This window comes from Streptomyces sp. NRRL S-378, assembly GCF_000720645.1.
Taxonomy (GTDB): domain Bacteria; phylum Actinomycetota; class Actinomycetes; order Streptomycetales; family Streptomycetaceae; genus Streptomyces.
Window position 1 is genome coordinate 198,076 of the sequence record NZ_JOBX01000001.1, and the last position, 15,259, is coordinate 213,334.

Sequence of the window (15,259 nt, forward strand, 5' to 3'; positions counted from 1 at the left end):
TGGGGGCCTACAACTATAAATATGCAGATAGGCCCCTGTCGCTACCGTGATTGGACTCTGACGCAGAGTCAACTAGCCTTGTCGCGTGGTTCTTCGCGCGCGGAACCCGGGGCGGTCCGAGCCACTAGGGGGGAGGCTCGGACCGCCCTTTCACAACGTGTTCAGCCGTCCTGACCGGCCGGGTCGAGGGCTCGGTCGAGGGCCCGCAGGACGTCCGCGACCAGGTCCTCGGTGTCCTCGGCCCCGGCGGAGAAGCGGATGAAGCCCTCGGGCACGGCGTCTCCGCCCCACCGCCCGCGCCGCTCGGCGGTGGAGCGCACGCCGCCGAAACTCGTGGCGTCCTCGACCAGGTGCAGGGCGGCCATGAAGCGCTGTGCGTGGGCCCGGTCGGGCAGGGTGAAGGAGACCACCGAGCCGAAGCCCCGCATCTGACGGGCGGCCGTCTTGTGGGAGCGATCGGTGGTCAGCCCCGGGTAGCGGACCCCGCTCACCTCACGGCGGTCGCTCAGGGCCTCCGCGACGGCCAGGGCGTTGGTCCACTGGCGCTGCGCGCGCAGCTGGATGGTGGCCAGCGAACGGTGGGCCAGCCAGGCCTCCATGGGACCCGGGATCGCACCGACGATCTTGCGCCATCCCCGGACGCGGGCCGCGAGTTCCGGGTCGCGGCACACGACGTATCCGAGCAGCAGGTCGCCGTGGCCGGTGAGGCCCTTGGTGCCGCTGGCCACGGAGAAGTCCGCCCCGAGCTCCAGGGGCCGCTGTCCGAGCGGGGTGGCGAGGGTGTTGTCGACGGCGACCAGGGTGCCGCCAGCATGCGCGGCCTCCGCGAGGCGTCGTACGTCGCACACGTCGAGCCCGGGATTGGACGGGGTCTCGATCCACAGCATCCGGGCCCCGTCGAGGACCTCGAGCTGGGCGTCCCCTCCGGTGGGCGCGGTGCGCACGTGGATCCCGTACGCCTCCAGCTGCTCGCGCAGCAGGGGCAGGGCCTGGTATCCGTCGTCGGGCAGGACGACGGTGTCGCCGGTGCGCGCCTGGGAGAGGAGGACGCCGGAGACCGCCGCCATGCCGGAGGCGAAGACGATGGTGTGCACGTCCTGGCCGGGGGCCTCCAGCTCTCCGATCGCCCGTTCCAGCAGGGTCCACGTCGGATTGGTGTCGCGGCCGTAGGCGTACGGGCCCTCGACGTCTCCGGGGAGGTGGAAGTGGGCGGCGAAGACCGGCCCGGGCAGGGGCGGTTCGTTCTTGACGACCTCGGGCAGACCGGCGCGCACGGCTCGGGTGCCGTCGCCGATCGACTCACCGGGTCCTTGGGGGGCGTGCTCGTTCACGCGGTGTGCTCCTTCATCGCCTCGCGTACGGCGTCCAGCAGACCGGGGCCCGCCGCCTCGATCAGCTCCAGGCATTCCTCGAACCCCTCCAGCGACCCGTAGTAGGGGTCCGGTACGTCGACCTGCCCGGCCGTCGCCGCCGGATCGTAGGACCGCAGCAGCCGGACCTTGGCGGCGTCCTGCGCGGTGGGCGCGAGTGCCCGCAGGTCCCGCAGGTGTCCGGAGTCGAGCGCGATGACCAGGTCCAGGCGGGAGAACCAGGAGGCACGGAACTGCCGGGCCCGGTGGTCCTGTGCGTAGCCGGCGGCCTCCAGGACGGAGACGGTGCGCGGGTCGGCGCCGTCGCCCTCGTGCCAGCCACCGGTTCCGGCGCTGTCCACCTCGACGAGGGCGTCCAGTCCGGCCCGCTCCACATGGGCGCGGAAGACGGACTCGGCCATGGGCGAGCGGCATATGTTGCCCGTGCAGACGAAGCAGACGCGGTACATGTGCGGCCGCGCTCAGTCGTTGTCGGGCAGGAGCATGTTCACGGCCCAGGAGACGACGGAGATGATCAGGCCGCCGATCAGCGCCGACCAGAAATTGTCCACATGGAAGCTCAGGTCGAACTGGTCGGCCAGCCACGAGGTCAGCATCAGCATCAGCGCGTTCACGACGAGCGTGAACAGGCCGAGCGTGAGGATGAAGAGCGGCAGCGAGAGCAGCTTCACCACGGGCTTGACGATGAGGTTGACCAGGCCGAAGAGCAGGGCGACCAGGATCAGGGTCAGCGTCCGGCGGCCCATCGTGCTGCCGTCGTCCAGGGTGATGCCGGCGACCAGCCAGATGGCGACGGCCAGGGCGGCCGCATTGGCGAGCGTCTTGACTACGAAATTCGTCATGTGTCTGATCGTGGCAGAGAAGATCCCGGTGGGACATCCGCAGATCAGCGGATGTGAGGGAACGATCGAGGCAAGGGGCACAACGAGGATGAAAGCCTTTCGGCTTGACGAGCTCGAAGCGGAACGGGCCGCCAACGACGGCGCTTATCTGCAGTTCCTGCGTGAGCGGAACATGTCCGTCGGGCTGTACGCGCTCGACGCCGGCCAGACCGATCCGCAGCGGCCGCACGGTCAGGACGAGGTGTACTTCGTCGTCAGCGGGAGGGCCTCGATCACGGTCGGGGAGGAGACCACCACCGTGGCGCGCGGCAGTGTCGTCTACGTTCCGGCGGGCGTCCCGCACAAGTTCCACCACATCACCGAGGACCTGAAGGTGATGGTGGTGTTCTCCCCGCCGGAGGGCTGAGCCGGCCCTCGGATGAGGGCTGCGTCCCTGATCCCCCTAAGGGGCGGATCAGGGGACTCCGGGGGCTCGCGGGCCCCGATCGGAGCCCGCGGCCTCCTAGCATCGAGAGCAGGAAGTCACAGACGGGAAGACCAGGAAGAGGTCGAGGACATGAACGGCATCCGAGAGATATTCGCAGGCATGCCCTGGTGGGTTAAGTGGGTCGCCGTTCCGCTGCTGGCCCTGTTCGTCTTCGGCGGTGTCATCACGAGCGTCCTGGGCGCACTGATCTCGTTCGCCTTCAAGCTGCTTCTCTTCGTCGGCCTCGTCGCCGGTCTGATCTTCGTCGTGAAGAGGCTCGGCGGTGGGCGTTCGAAGTCCTCCTCCGGCGAGTGGTAGGTGACCTCGGGGGGCGGTTCCCCCGTTAACCCAGCTGAGGGAACGTGACGCCCTAAACCGCTCACGGCCCCGGAACCGGTGGATAGAGTCGCGACCTGTGCCGATCCCTGGGTACCGAGAGCCGCCCTCACCGCCTGACCTGTGGTGATGGCGACGAACCGCCGAGCGCGACCCCCAGGACCCGGCATGCGCGGGGGCGGCCCCCGCAGGGCGGGCCACCCCTGAAGGCCCGCAGCCACGCCTGGGGGTGAGCTTTGTCTCCGGTCCACAATGCCGGTGTGCCGACACTGATCGGTTCGGTGCAGAGGGCGCTGAGGCTGCTCGAAGCCGCGGGATCCCACAGCGGGGGAGCCCCGGCGAAGCAGCTGGCGCGGGAGGCCGGGCTCCCGCTCCCCACCGCCTACCACCTGTTGCGCACCCTGACGCACGAGGGCTATCTGCGCAGACAGGGCGGAGTCTTCGTACTCGGTGACGCAGCCGGCAGGCTGGCCGTCGGGGGACTCCAGCAGAAACGTCGCAGCATGATCCTCGACTCGCTCGCGCACTTCCGCGACGTGGTCGGGGCGCCCGTCTACTTCGCGGTCTACCGCGAGGGTGAAATCGAGGTCGTGGGGGTCTCGGACACCCCGGGCCGTCCGGCGTGCGAGGAGTGGGCCGACTTCCGGGAGACCGGATACGCGCACGCCATCGGGCAGTGCCTGCTCGGCCAGCTCGACGAGAGCGAGCGCAAGGACTATTACGACCGCCATCCGGTAGAGGCCATCACCCCTTATACAGTGCGCGATCTGCGCTCCCTGGAGAACCGGATCGGGGCCCTCGGGCGAATGCAGCCTGTGATCGAAAGGCAGGAATATGCCCTCGGCACGGTCTGCGCCGCCATCCCCATCACGGCCGGGGACGCGGCGGCGACCATGGCCATTTCTTTGCCCCTGCACCAGGAGGATCGATTGCTGTATGTAGTCGATCGGCTACGGAGTGAAGTAGGCGCGCTGTTGAGCACCCTCTCCTTCTCTATCAGTATCTGAAAACTCACTCCTTGTGATCTGCGAGCGCTTCCACCACTCTTGTCAAGAGGGCCCTGGGGGATCATTCCTGGCCACTTCCACTACAGCGGGGTAGGCAATGCGCGAGTCGGTACAGGCAGAGGTCATGATGAGCTTCCTCGTTTCCGAGGAGCTCTCGTTCCGGATCCCGGTGGAACTCCGGTACGACGCCCGTGATCCCTACGCAGTCCGCCTGACCTTCCACCTTCCCGGAGACGCGCCCGTGACCTGGGCGTTCGGCCGGGAGCTGCTCCTCGACGGCATCAACAAGCCGTGCGGTGACGGCGATGTGCACATCGCTCCCACCAGCCCCGAGGAGCTGTCCGACGTCCACATCCGGCTCCAGGTCGGCGGCGACCGGGCCCTGTTCAGGGCCGGCGCGGCACCGCTCGTCGCGTTCCTCGACCGCACCGACCGGATCGTTCCGCTGGGACAGGAGCGCAACACCGGGGACTTCGAGGAGCACCTGGACGAGGCGCTCGGCCGGATCCTCGCCGAGTCGAAGCACAACGAGCAGAACGCCGGCTGAACAGCCGTTCAGCGCTTGCGCCGCCGGCCCCGGCCGCCGCGCACCGGTCCCGAGCCCGGTGCGACGGCCGGGGGTTCCGGCCGGTCGGCCGAAACCACCAGCGCGGCCAGCGCCGTCGTCACGGGCACCGAGGCGACCAGCCCGATCGAGCCGACGAGGGTGCGCACGATCTCCACCGCGACCAGCTCGCTGTTCGCGACCGATCCCACGCTGCTGTTGGCGATGGAGAACAGCAGGAGCAGGGGGAGCGCGGCGCCCGCGTAGGCCAGCACCAGGGTGTTGACCACCGACGCGATGTGGTCGCGGCCGATCCGGATGGCGGCCCGGTAGAGGGCCCGCGGCCCCATCGACGGGTCGGCCTGGTGGAGCTCCCAGACCGCCGAGGTCTGGGTGACCGTCACGTCGTCGAGCACGCCCAGCGATCCGATGATGATGCCGGCGAGCAGCAGACCGCTCATGTCGATGTCCGGGTACAGCCCGTGGATCAGCCCGGTGTTGTCGTCGGTGTTGCCGCTGAGGAACGCCCAGTCGATGAACACCGAGCCGAGCAGGCCGATCAGCAGCAGCGACACGAGCGTGCCGAGGACCGCCACCGAGGTGCGGGCGGTCAGGCCGTGGCACATGTAGAGCGCGATCAGCATGATCGCGCTCGCCCCGACCACCGCGACCACCAGGGGGTTCGATCCCTGGAGGATGGCGGGCAGGATGAACAGCGTCAGCACGCCGAAGCTGACGACCAGTGCGATCAGCGCGAACAGCCCGCGCATCCGCCCGACGAGGACGACCGCGAGCGCGAAGATGCCGGCCAGCACCGCCAGCGGGAGTTTGCGGTTCACGTCGATCACCGAGTACTGCAGGTCGCGGGGCGCGTCCGGGGCGTAGGCCACCACCACCTCCTGGCCGTCCGCCAACTGCCGTGGCGCGCCCGGCTGGACGATCTCGACGAAGGTGCGTCCCTTGTCCGGGCCGGTGCCGATCTCGACGGTGGCCTTCTTGCAGTCCCCGGTCTGCGCGGCCCGCGCCGCGCCGCCCGACGGCGACCCGCCGGGCGGCGCTGCCTGAGAGGCGTTCACGGACTTGCAGTCGACCTCTTCCAGCGAGACGACCCTGGCCTGCTGGGTCTGCCGGTCGAAGCCCACCCCGGTCCGCTCGTGGCCGGGCGTGCCGCCCGGCCACAGCACCACCAGGCCGACGAGGACGGCGGCGGCGAAGGGGATCAGCACGGCCGCGATGACCTTGCGCAGGTGCTTCGAGACAGGGGCCGCCGGCCCGTGTCCATGGCTGTGCGCATGGCCGTGGGAATGGCCGGACGAGTGACCATGGCCGTCGTGCGCGTGGCCGGAGTGGGCACTGGGCTCATTGGGCTCGGTGGGGGGCTGCGGCGATGACGTCACCAACAGATCATCGCAAGAGATGAGGGGGCCCACTGTTCAGCACGCCATGGATGACGCTAGCGTGGGGGCTACTTTGCACAACGCGGGAGCTCGGAGCACCGGGCTGAGAGGACGCTGATCACCGTACGCGCATCACGGATGCGCACGGGAGGAGGCTGCGTCGACCGCCGAACCTGTTACCGGGTAATGCCGGCGTAGGGAGATAGGTCTCATGACCATTCAGGACGCACGCACGCCTGCCGTCAGCCAGGACGCCGACGGCTCGACCGAGCGCAAGCCGGGCTGGCACAAGGGCTACGTGGCGGGCTCCCGCCCCGACATCCGGGTGCCGGTCCGCCAGGTCCACCTCACCAACGGCAAGGACGTGACGCTCTACGACACGTCCGGTCCGTACACCGACCCGCAGATCGACACCGATGTGCGACGGGGCCTCGCGCCGCTGCGCGAGAACTGGATCATCAGCCGCGGCGACACCGAGGAGTACGCCGGGCGCCCGGTCCGCCCCGAGGACGACGGCATCAAGCACACCTCACCGCGCGGTGGCCTCAAGAACCTCGACGCGGTCTTCCCGGGCCGTCCCCGCCAGCCCCGCCGGGGCCGTGACGGCGCCGCCGTCACGCAGCTCGCGTACGCCCGCCGCGGCGAGATCACCCCGGAGATGGAGTACGTCGCGATCCGCGAGAACGTCTCCCCCGAGGTCGTCCGCGAGGAGATCGCCGCAGGCCGCGCGGTGCTCCCCGCGAACGTGAACCACCCCGAGATCGAGCCGATGATCATCGGCAAGAAGTTCCTGGTGAAGGTCAACGCCAACATCGGCAACTCCGCCGTCACCTCCTCCATCGAGGAGGAGGTGGAGAAGATGACCTGGGCGACCCGATGGGGCGCGGACACGGTCATGGACCTCTCGACGGGCCGCAACATCCACACCACCCGCGAGTGGGTGCTGCGCAACTCCCCCGTCCCGATCGGCACCGTGCCGCTGTACCAGGCGCTGGAGAAGGTCGACGGCCGTGCCGAGGACCTGACCTGGGAGATCTACAAGGACACGGTCATCGAGCAGGCCGAGCAGGGCGTCGACTACATGACGGTCCACGCCGGCGTGCTGCTGCCGTACGTGCCGCTGACCGCCCGCCGCAAGACCGGCATCGTCTCGCGCGGCGGCTCGATCATGGCCGCGTGGTGCCTCGCGCACCACAAGGAGAACTTCCTCTACACGAACTTCGAGGAGCTCTGCGAGATCCTGGCGACGTACGACGTCACGTACTCGCTGGGCGACGGCCTGCGCCCCGGTTCCATCGCGGACGCCAACGACGCGGCGCAGTTCGCCGAGCTGAAGACGTTGGGCGAGCTCAACACCATCGCCAAGCGCCACAACGTGCAGACGATGATCGAGGGTCCGGGCCATGTCCCGATGCACAAGATCAAGGAGAACATCGACCTCCAGCAGGAGATCTGCGAGGAGGCGCCGTTCTACACGCTCGGCCCGCTGACCACCGACGTCGCGCCCGCCTACGACCACATCACGTCGGGCATCGGCGCCGCGATGATCGCCTGGTGGGGCACGGCAATGCTCTGCTACGTCACGCCCAAGGAGCACCTGGGCCTGCCCAACCGGGACGACGTCAAGACCGGCGTCATCACGTACAAGATCTCGGCGCACGCCGCGGACCTCGCCAAGGGGCACCCGGGCGCCCAGGAGTGGGACGACGCCCTGTCCGACGCGCGGTTCGAGTTCCGCTGGGAGGACCAGTTCAACCTGGCGCTGGACCCGGACACGGCCCGTGAGTTCCACGACGAGACCCTGCCCGCCGAGCCGGCCAAGACCGCGCACTTCTGCTCCATGTGCGGTCCGAAGTTCTGCTCGATGAAGATCTCGCAGGACATCCGCCGTGAACACGGCGGGGACCTGAAGGCCGATGAGATCGAGGCCGGCATGGCGGAGAAGTCCGCCGAGTTCGCGGCCTCGGGCAACCGCGTCTACCTGCCGCTGGCCGACTGAGGCCGGCCGGCAGGACCCGACTGCGGACGGGCGGACCCGCGACCCATGGGGGGAGTCGCGGGTCCGCCCGTTTTCGTGCCGTCGGACGGAGGGGGCCGGGCCGTGGTCCGGCAGGGGAGGCCATTGGTGTCGCATCAATAGTCCGATAAGTGGACTTTTCTGCGAGGTGTCCCGCCTGCTCATGGCGGCGGTTCACACGCTACCGATGTGGCCGGAGAGGCCCGCCACCATCGTTCGACCGGTTTCGAGAAGGAGTGGTATGCGCCCCGAGAACAGGACCAGGTCGCCCCTTGGCCCCCTGCCGAGGAGTACGTGGCGCAAGGCCGGCACGCTGGCGTCGCTCGCCCTGGTGATGATGGGAGTGGCCGGCCCTTCCATCGCCGTGGCGCAGGGCGTCCGGGCGGCCGAGCGGGTCGACGCGGCGAGCCGCGCGGGCGGGGACGGCTGCGAACCGGACGGGCACCACCACCGGGACCGGGAGCCGGACCCGTGGGCGGACCTCGAGCCGGACCGGGGCCCGGACTCCGCCCCGGACGACGGCCGGACGGCGTTGGACCTCCTCCTGGCCGGCCCCCGCGGCGGCGACCGGTGCGAGCCGGGCAGGCCCGGACCGACAGGACCGACCGGAGCCACGGGGGCGGACGGCGCGGACGGTGCCGATGGCGCGGACGGCGCGACGGGCCCGACCGGCCCGACGGGCGCCACGGGTGCCGACGGTGCGACTGGGGCTACGGGTGCGGATGGTGCCACCGGGGCTACAGGTGCCACTGGTGCCACTGGTGCGACGGGTATGGCTGGTGCCGACGGTGCTACCGGGGCCACGGGTGCAGATGGCGCGACCGGTGCTACGGGCGCCACGGGTGCAGATGGTGCGGTCGGTCCTACGGGTGCTACCGGTGCTGATGGGGCTGCCGGTGCTACGGGCCCCACTGGACCGACCGGGGCCACCGGTTCCACCGGTGCGACGGGGGCCACGGGCGGGGTCGGTGCGACCGGGGCCACGGGTGCCACTCTTCGCTGCCGGGACATCGATTCCGTCGCAACCTCGAACAGCGAGTCGTTCGGTGTCGTCCTCGTGAACGGCGCCGCCTACGCCGGCCGCGCGGCCACGGCCGGAGGCGTGCCCGTCTGGCAGAACGTCTCGGACGGCGACAACCCCGGCTTTCCCGCCGCCACGGCCTGCGGAATCGCCCTCGTCAACCAGGGAACGAACACCTACATCAGGGTCCTGACCACGGACAACCGGGTCTACCAGACACACGGTGACACCAACGGCACCACCTTCGTCTGGGACGAGGGGTGGACCGAACTGACCCCCGGTCCGGTCGTGGCCCTCCGCGGCAAGGGCTTCCCGAACCGCACCGGACGGTAGGGACAGGGCCGAGGGGCCGGACGCATCCCCCGCCATGGACGCGTCCGGCCCCTCGGCCGTGCCGGAACAGTGGCCCTCAGGCCACCACCTGGTACTCCGGTCCCAGCTTGCCCAGGGCGAACGCGCGGTTCTCAACGACCCGTTCACGCTGGCTCTCCGGCAGCCTGCCCTCCCGCAGGAGCCGCTCGCAGCACTGCAGCGACTCCTCGTACGCCCCGACCCAGTAGGCGGACACGGCGAGCTCGTCGAGCGCGCGCCATTCGTACCAGTCGAACTCGACGAACAGGATGTCGTCCGGCCTCGGGATCCGCGCCGCCTGACGGGCGAACAGGTACGCCAGCGGGAAACGTCCGTCGAGACGGCACAGGCGTGCCAGATCGCCGAGCGCTTCGGCCCGCCCGGGACGGCTCTCGTGGGCGCGGAGGTAGCGGTCCATCACCTCGGCCGGCGGACGCCGGAGGCCCGCCGCGAGGCGTGCCGCGTAGAGCCGGGCGCAGTAGGCCTCCTCGGCGAAGCCGCCCATGGAGGCCCGGTGGTCGTAGGCGGCCAGGGACTTCTCCGGCTCGCCCGCGTCGCGCCAGCTCTGGGCCAGGTAGAAGGCGTAGCGGGCGTTCCCGGGTTCTTCGCGCAGGCCCTTTTCGAGGATCCCGGCGTCGCGGAGGTACTTCTCCCGGTCGCCCCCTTCGCCCTGGCGGGCTCCGCCGCCGACGATGCGGATATGGAAGCCTTCGAGTTCTCCTCGGGTGAAGGACTCCTCGCAATCGAGGTACTCGTGCAGCACACCGACGTATTTCCAGGGCAGTCGGGTCGAGACCAGAGCCGGCCGCCAGTGAATGACGGGCTGGTGGTGCACGGCGACGCCGTACGCGTCGAAAGTGAGCTCCGGCATCCGGAATCCGGGCTCCACCTCGATCACGTCGTCCGCGTCGATGAACAGCAGGTAGTCCGCGCTGGAGCGGGCCAGGTCGATCGCCTCGCTGCGGCTGCCGTCGAAACCCTTCCAGGGGCGTTCGTGCAGGACACCGGGGAGATCACTGAAGAATTCCCGGATGATCTCCTGGGTGCCGTCGGTCGACCCGGTGTCGACGATCACCCAGGTGTCGATCAAAGGGCGTACGGATTCGAGACAGCGCCTGATCACCGCGGCCTCGTTCTTCACGATCATGTTCAGGCAGATTTTTGCTTTCAAGGATCCCGTCCACGGTGGTGGTGAAGACGATCGTGAGGCGACCGTAGGGATCCGGCCAATGGGGTGCAAGGAAGGCGCGATGAGAGCCGCCATTGGGGGTCTGTCGCTGGTCCGATGAGATGACTGCGGTGCGGGGCGCCTCATTTCTGCAATCCGATTTACCGACTATGAGCGAGGCGGCCCGTCCGGGCCGATCGCCCATCGTTCGTTTCGGTTTCGAGAAGGAGCGGCGTATATGAGCCCCGTGAACAGGACCAGGTCACCCCTCGGCCCGGTGGCCCGGCGGAGTGCTGTGGTGAAGGGAGGCACGCTGGCGTCACTGGCCCTGGTGATGGCGGGCATCGCCAGTCCGGCGTTCGCCACCGCGCAGACCGTCCAGGCGGCCGCCACGGTCCGGTCGGCAACTCCCACCGGCGGTGGTGACTGCACGACGAAGAAGAGCTCGAACCACGATCCGAGAGCGGTGGACGTCCAGGCCGGCCCACGCGGCGGCGGCGACAAGTGCGAGGGCCAGCGCGGTCCGACGGGTCCGACCGGCCCCACGGGTCCGCGCGGCGAGCCGGGTGCCACGGGCGCGACGGGTGCCACGGGCGCGACCGGTGCCACCGGCGCGACGGGTGCGACCGGCACGGGCGCCTGCGTGGACGTCGACGGGGTCCGGGACAACAGCGACCGCGAGTTCAAGGCGGCACTCACCCCCGACGGCATCACCTACGCCGGCGTCCGCGAGATCCAGAACACCACCGTGGGCCCCTGGATCTGGTACGACCTCACCACCAACGAAGAGGGAAACTATCCGGAAGGCGCCTGCGGGGTATCCATCTCCCACCAGGCCAACCGGCTGGAGATCGAAGTGATCACCGAAGAGGGAGAGATCTGGGAGACGTTCTGCACCGTGGTCCCGGGCACTCCCGACGCGCTCACGTGTGACGGAGTGTGGAACGACGCGGTACCGCAGCCCAACCCGGGCGACCCGCCGCCGCCGCTGCGGGCCAACGCGCAGCCGGTTCTCCCCATGGACCCCAACCACCTGCCGAAGGCGCTGAAGTAGGCCGCGGAGCCGGCCGGAGCCGTTACTCCGGCCTCTGCTCCTGACCGCCGAAGTCCGGACTCGTGAAGTCCGGTGACGTGTAGCCGGGCGGGGACCCCTGCGAAGGGGTTCCCGGACTGGTGAAGTCGGGCCGGGTGTACCCCAGACTGGGGATGCGCCCGGCCCCTGGCGTGCGGGGGGTCGGGAACCCCGGGCCCGCGCTCGGATCGGCCAGCGCGTCCCGCAGGAACGGGATGATGCCGCGCTCCAGAAGGGCGTGCCGCCAGGCCTCGCGGGCCCGCGCCACCTCGTCGGGTATGGCCTCGGTCTCGTCCGCGGCCACCTCGGTCGCGCTGTTGCGGACAGCCGTGACCAGCAGACCGATCACGGCGAAGAGGAGGGCGGCCGCGGTGAGCGCCCCGAAGAGCCAACCCGCCGTCAGCATGGTCTGCGCGAAGGCCGGTTCGGGCTCGATCATCTTCAGGATGTAGCCGACGAGCAGGAAGATCAGCATGGCGGTGCCCGCCAGGACCGGTGCGAGGACCGCGACCACGGCGCTGACGCCCGCGCCGCCGCCGCTGCTCCCGTCGCCGTCCTCGTCCCCCGTCGTTGCGGGGCCGGAGAGCGTCTCGTCGCGTCGTTCCTCGCGGACCTTCACGTAGTGGCCGTACTCGGCGGCCGCTGCGGCCGCCAGCAGGGCGCTGGCGCCCTGGGCCATGGTGCGCAGCTGTTCGGCGTTCAGCCGTTCGCCGAGAGTGGCGAGCTCGGGCCGTTCGCTCGCGGCGCGCAGTGCTTCGTCGATGAGCCGGTCGAACTCGGGCCGGTCCTCGGTCAGCAGGTGCGGAGCGCTGGTCATGTGCATCCCCCGATGCTCCGTAGAAGCCGGTTTGCCGCGCGTAGACCCGGGTGCCGGCTGAAACGGAGGAGAGCCTGCTACGGATAGTGCGATGGTAGAGCGACCACACCGCGCCGTGACAGGGGCTTTCCGGAAATACCCCTCTGCGTAAGCTCTCAGTCGCTCAGCGGAAGCCGTACGACGAGCAGCTTGCCCGCCATCGTCACCCCGCCGTCCATCGCGATGGCGAGCCCGTCCGCGTAGACGTGCGGGCCGTCCACGGCTTCCGGTCCGCGTGACTCGTCGCCGTCCTCGGTGCCCACTTCGCCCAGCAGGTACGGGATCGGGCTGTGGCCGTGCACGACGCGGCTGCCGCCGTAGGTGTCGAGCAGTTCGCGGACCGCCTGCGGGCCGGTCTCCTCGTCGCGGAAGGCGAAGCGCTTGGTGAACTTCCGGAAGAGGTCCCAGGTGATGTCGACGTCGCCCCGGTTGAGGAGCTCGTGGATCGTGTCGTTGACGTCCTCGATGGAGTCGCCGTAATCGAGGTAGGCCGTGGTGTCGGAGTGCAGCAGCAGGTGGTCCTCCTCCAGCACGGCCGCGTCCAGTCTCGACATCCACTGGATGTGCACGTCCTGCAGGCGCTCCATGTCGGTGCGCTGGCCGCCGTTGAGCAGCCAGGCGGCCTGGAAGGTGGCGGTGCCGGCGCCGGAGACGACGGGGGTGTCGCCGAACCGCTTGGCGCCGATGAGCAGCAGTTCGTGGTTGCCCATCAGGGCCTTGCAGTAGCCGCCGGCCGCGGCCGCCTCGGCGGACAGCCGCATGACGAGGTCGATGACGCCGATGCCGTCGGGGCCGCGGTCGGTGAAGTCGCCGAGGAACCAGAGCCGGGCGTTGCCCGCGGACCAGCGGCCCTCCGCGTCGATCAGGCCCTGGGCGCGCAGCTCGGTGACGAGCTCGTCGAGGTAGCCGTGGACGTCGCCGACGACGTACAGCGGGCCGGGGCCGGAGGCGTCCTGCGGGACGTACTGGACCTGGACGGTATCGCCGGGGCCGCCGAGCGGGGTGCGGCCGATGACGGGGAGATCCCGGTAGGTCGGGGTGTAGCCCTCGGGCTCGTCCTCCTCGGGGCCCTTGGTCATCGAGTGCACCGGTTCGGCGTCGGTGTGCGCGTGGGGGTGCGGGTGACCCTGGGGGCGGCCGTGCGGGTGCTCCTCGTGGCGCGGGTCCTGCCGCGGGTCGTGACGCGGATCGCGGTGCTGCTCGCGGTGCGGTTCGGGCTGCGGGACCGGCGTCGCGGGCGGCTGCGGCGCGTACCCGGGCTGGGGCGGCACGGCGGCCCGCGCGCCGTCCTCGTAGTACGCGGGGTACTCGCCGTACACGGGGGCCTCGTCGGGCAGACCGGTGGATACGGCGTACGGGGCGGCGGGTTCGGTGACTGGCACCCGGAAGTCCCGCAGCGTTTCCGTCCGCATCGCGGGTCCCTGACCGGCCCCCTGAGTCATCGACCCCTCCACCACCGTCGCGCTGCCGTACACCTGCGGACCCTCCTGACCTCCTGGGAGGAGGGTCCGTGATGTCGTGCGCCCATCATAGGAATGCGGCTCGCGCTGTGTGACGCACCAGGGGTGGTGAATCCTTTGCGGAGCGTATCGTTCCTACCGTTTTTGCCCGATATTGCCGGTTGTTGAAATTCCGGACGGCCGCCGATCAGGCCGACCGGACGGTCCGGCCGTCAGTCCTGGGCCGGAGTCCGGGGCGGGCTGACCGTCGTTCGGGGCTGCCTGCGCTGGGACGAGGTACGGATGATCAGCTCGGTCGGGACGACCTGTTCGACCGGGCGTCCGGTGTCCACGCCCTCGATCGCGTCGATGAGCAGCTGCACGACGGCGGTGCCGATGCGGCGCGGCTTGAGGGACAGCGTGGTGATGGGCGGCTCGGTGTTGGCGTACACGGTGGACTCGCTGCAGCAGACGAGCAGCAGGTCCTCGGGGACGCGCAGGCCGTAGCGGCGCGCGGCGGCGAGCAGGTCGGTGCCGTTGGGGTCGAAAAGACCGTAGACGGCGTCGGGGCGGTCGGGGCGGGCGAGGAGCCGGTCGGCGGCGACGGCGCCCGCGCACGGATCGTGGGCCGGGTAGGACTCGTACACGGGGTCCTGGCCGACGCGCTCGCACCAGTTGAGGTAGGCCGTGGTGGACAGGCGGGTGTACGTGTCGGTGGTGGTGCCGGTCAGCAGCCCGATCCGGCGGGCGCCGGCGGCGGCGAGGTGGTCGAGGAGGCCGAGCACGGCGGCCTCGTGGTCGTTGTCGACCCATGCGGTGACGGGGAGGGAGCCGGCGGGCCGGCCGTCGGAGACCACCGGCAGGCCCTGGCGGACCAGCTCGGTGACGACGGGATCGTGGTCGGAGGGATCGATGACGACGGTGCCGTCGAGGGCGACGTTGGACCACACGTCGTGGCGGGAGGTGGCGGGGAGGATGACGAGGGCGTACCCGCGGGCCAGCGCCGCCGAGGTGGCGGCCCTGGCCATCTCGGCGAAGTAGGCGAATTCGGTGAAGGTGAAAGGTTCATCCCCGTACGTCGTGACGGTCAGGCCGATGAGGCCCGACTTGCCCGTACGGAGGGTGCGGGCGGCGGCCGACGGGCGGTAGCCCAGCCGGTCGGCTACTTCGCGAACGTGGCGGCGGGTGGCATCGGGCAGCCGTCCCTTGCCATTGAGCGCGTCGGAGACGGTCGTGATGGAGACGCCCGCCGCGGCGGCCACGTCCCTGATGCCGGCCCGGCCCTGTCGGCCGGCGGCCCGCCGGGTGGTCTCGGTCCGGCTCACCTGATGCTTCCCTGCTGCTGTCATGGCGAGCCGATAGTAGGGCTCGGT

The 15,259-nt window shown here is 70.1% G+C and carries 15 protein-coding genes and 1 riboswitch; of the genes, 7 read left to right on the forward strand and 8 right to left on the reverse strand.

Annotation, left to right across the window (positions count from 1 at the left end; translation table 11 throughout):
• Window positions 1-161: 161 nt before the first annotated feature.
• From IH80_RS0100965 to IH80_RS0100975, 3 genes are read right to left on the reverse strand one after another with little or no spacing between them, the layout of a single operon-like run.
• Complete coding sequence (locus tag IH80_RS0100965; protein ID WP_234432070.1) at window positions 162-1,331, reverse strand: cystathionine gamma-lyase; 1,170 nt, start codon at window positions 1,329-1,331, stop codon at window positions 162-164.
• Window positions 1,328-1,819, reverse strand: a complete 492-nt coding sequence (locus tag IH80_RS0100970; RefSeq protein ID WP_030956835.1) for a low molecular weight protein-tyrosine-phosphatase — start codon at window positions 1,817-1,819, stop codon at window positions 1,328-1,330. The genes IH80_RS0100965 and IH80_RS0100970 overlap by 4 nt, the downstream gene beginning before the upstream one ends.
• A 12-nt stretch (window positions 1,820-1,831) precedes the next feature.
• The gene (locus tag IH80_RS0100975; RefSeq protein ID WP_030956837.1) at window positions 1,832-2,212 is read right to left on the reverse strand and encodes a phage holin family protein; all 381 of its coding nucleotides are present in this window, start codon (window positions 2,210-2,212) and stop codon (window positions 1,832-1,834) included.
• An 88-nt stretch (window positions 2,213-2,300) separates the two neighbouring features.
• Between IH80_RS0100975 and IH80_RS0100980 the strand changes: the two genes are divergently transcribed.
• The 4 genes from IH80_RS0100980 (at window position 2,301) to IH80_RS0100995 (ending at window position 4,568) form a co-directional block, all read left to right on the forward strand.
• Window positions 2,301-2,618, forward strand: a complete 318-nt coding sequence (locus tag IH80_RS0100980; protein ID WP_030956841.1) for a cupin domain-containing protein — start codon at window positions 2,301-2,303, stop codon at window positions 2,616-2,618.
• Between the two features lie 150 nt (window positions 2,619-2,768).
• Window positions 2,769-2,996: a DUF5326 family protein gene (locus tag IH80_RS0100985; RefSeq protein WP_030956842.1), complete on the forward strand. Its 228-nt coding sequence runs from the start codon at window positions 2,769-2,771 to the stop codon at window positions 2,994-2,996.
• Window positions 2,997-3,274: 278 nt separating this feature from the next.
• Window positions 3,275-4,021: an IclR family transcriptional regulator gene (locus IH80_RS0100990; RefSeq protein WP_107056722.1), complete on the forward strand. Its 747-nt coding sequence runs from the start codon at window positions 3,275-3,277 to the stop codon at window positions 4,019-4,021.
• Window positions 4,022-4,118: 97 nt separating this feature from the next.
• A complete protein-coding gene (locus tag IH80_RS0100995) occupies window positions 4,119-4,568 on the forward strand; it encodes an SsgA family sporulation/cell division regulator (RefSeq protein ID WP_030956844.1) in 450 nt (149 codons plus the stop codon).
• An 8-nt stretch (window positions 4,569-4,576) separates the two neighbouring features.
• On the opposite strand, the gene IH80_RS0101000 is transcribed toward IH80_RS0100995, so the two are convergent.
• Entirely contained in the window at window positions 4,577-5,995 is a 1,419-nt protein-coding gene (locus IH80_RS0101000; protein WP_030956846.1) for a YibE/F family protein, read from the reverse strand.
• 39 nt (window positions 5,996-6,034) lie between these two features.
• A riboswitch (TPP riboswitch) is annotated at window positions 6,035-6,180 on the forward strand.
• Between IH80_RS0101000 and thiC the strand changes: the two genes are divergently transcribed.
• Entirely contained in the window at window positions 6,174-7,961 is a 1,788-nt protein-coding gene (gene thiC / locus IH80_RS0101005) for a phosphomethylpyrimidine synthase ThiC (RefSeq protein WP_030956847.1), read from the forward strand. (Overlaps the previous riboswitch by 7 nt.)
• Before the next feature lie 1,075 nt (window positions 7,962-9,036).
• Window positions 9,037-9,333 carry a hypothetical protein gene (locus IH80_RS45610; RefSeq protein WP_030956850.1) on the forward strand — a complete coding sequence of 99 codons (297 nt, stop codon included), beginning with the start codon at window positions 9,037-9,039 and terminating at the stop codon, window positions 9,331-9,333.
• A 76-nt stretch (window positions 9,334-9,409) separates the two neighbouring features.
• On the opposite strand, the gene IH80_RS0101020 is transcribed toward IH80_RS45610, so the two are convergent.
• A complete protein-coding gene (locus IH80_RS0101020) occupies window positions 9,410-10,498 on the reverse strand; it encodes a glycosyltransferase (protein WP_030956852.1) in 1,089 nt (362 codons plus the stop codon).
• Window positions 10,499-10,817: 319 nt separating this feature from the next.
• Between IH80_RS0101020 and IH80_RS43450 the strand changes: the two genes are divergently transcribed.
• On the forward strand, window positions 10,818-11,573 hold the full coding sequence (locus tag IH80_RS43450) for a hypothetical protein (RefSeq protein ID WP_037878476.1): 756 nt from the start codon (window positions 10,818-10,820) through the stop codon (window positions 11,571-11,573).
• Between the two features lie 22 nt (window positions 11,574-11,595).
• On the opposite strand, the gene IH80_RS0101030 is transcribed toward IH80_RS43450, so the two are convergent.
• From IH80_RS0101030 to IH80_RS0101040, 3 genes are all read right to left on the reverse strand, one after another.
• On the reverse strand, window positions 11,596-12,414 hold the full coding sequence (locus tag IH80_RS0101030) for a hypothetical protein (protein ID WP_030956853.1): 819 nt from the start codon (window positions 12,412-12,414) through the stop codon (window positions 11,596-11,598).
• 149 nt (window positions 12,415-12,563) lie between these two features.
• Window positions 12,564-13,889 (reverse strand): metallophosphoesterase, encoded by a 1,326-nt coding sequence (locus tag IH80_RS0101035; protein WP_030956854.1) that lies wholly within the window; start codon window positions 13,887-13,889, stop codon window positions 12,564-12,566.
• Window positions 13,890-14,119: 230 nt separating this feature from the next.
• Complete coding sequence (locus IH80_RS0101040) at window positions 14,120-15,235, reverse strand: LacI family DNA-binding transcriptional regulator (protein WP_030956856.1); 1,116 nt, start codon at window positions 15,233-15,235, stop codon at window positions 14,120-14,122.
• Window positions 15,236-15,259: the final 24 nt, after the last annotated feature.

Coding starts and splice junctions, on each gene's coding strand:
- IH80_RS0100970 (WP_030956835.1), bottom strand. CDS start 1,819: ATGTACCGCGTCTGCTTCGTCTGCACGGGCAACATATGCCGCTCGCCC.
- IH80_RS0100975 (WP_030956837.1), bottom strand. CDS start 2,212: ATGACGAATTTCGTAGTCAAGACGCTCGCCAATGCGGCCGCCCTGGCC.
- IH80_RS0100980 (WP_030956841.1), top strand. CDS start 2,301: ATGAAAGCCTTTCGGCTTGACGAGCTCGAAGCGGAACGGGCCGCCAAC.
- IH80_RS0100985 (WP_030956842.1), top strand. CDS start 2,769: ATGAACGGCATCCGAGAGATATTCGCAGGCATGCCCTGGTGGGTTAAG.
- IH80_RS0100995 (WP_030956844.1), top strand. CDS start 4,119: ATGCGCGAGTCGGTACAGGCAGAGGTCATGATGAGCTTCCTCGTTTCC.
- thiC (WP_030956847.1), top strand. CDS start 6,174: ATGACCATTCAGGACGCACGCACGCCTGCCGTCAGCCAGGACGCCGAC.
- IH80_RS0101020 (WP_030956852.1), bottom strand. CDS start 10,498: ATGATCGTGAAGAACGAGGCCGCGGTGATCAGGCGCTGTCTCGAATCC.
- IH80_RS0101030 (WP_030956853.1), bottom strand. CDS start 12,414: ATGCACATGACCAGCGCTCCGCACCTGCTGACCGAGGACCGGCCCGAG.
- IH80_RS0101035 (WP_030956854.1), bottom strand. CDS start 13,889: ATGACTCAGGGGGCCGGTCAGGGACCCGCGATGCGGACGGAAACGCTG.
- IH80_RS0101040 (WP_030956856.1), bottom strand. CDS start 15,235: ATGACAGCAGCAGGGAAGCATCAGGTGAGCCGGACCGAGACCACCCGG.